We start from the raw sequence: 285 nt of genomic DNA on the forward strand, positions 1-285 counted from the left end.
GTCGAACAGCATGATGCGCGGGTTCATGCACAGCGAGCGGGCGATCGCCACGCGCTGCTGCTGGCCGCCGGAAAGCTGGCTCGGATACTTGTTGGCCTGCTCCGGGATCTTGACGCGCTTGAGGAAGTGCATGGCGGTCTCTTCCGCCTGCTTCTTCGGGATCTTGCGGTGAAAAGGCAGCATGGGCGCGCAAGCACGCCATTCACGAGAGGTTCGACATGAAGACTATGCAAGAAAAAGACATTCCGGCATTCGTGCAAGCAGTTGTGGAGGCCGGCTGCAACA

General features: G+C 59.6%; 1 pseudogene. It reads right to left on the minus strand.

The features are described from left to right. Positions 1-168: pseudogene (locus tag EN818_RS32170) on the minus strand (ATP-binding cassette domain-containing protein); the annotation flags it as partial. Positions 169-285: the final 117 nt, after the last annotated feature.

Origin of the sequence: Mesorhizobium sp. M3A.F.Ca.ET.175.01.1.1 (genome assembly GCF_004791945.1) — a bacterium.
Classification (GTDB): domain Bacteria; phylum Pseudomonadota; class Alphaproteobacteria; order Rhizobiales; family Rhizobiaceae; genus Mesorhizobium.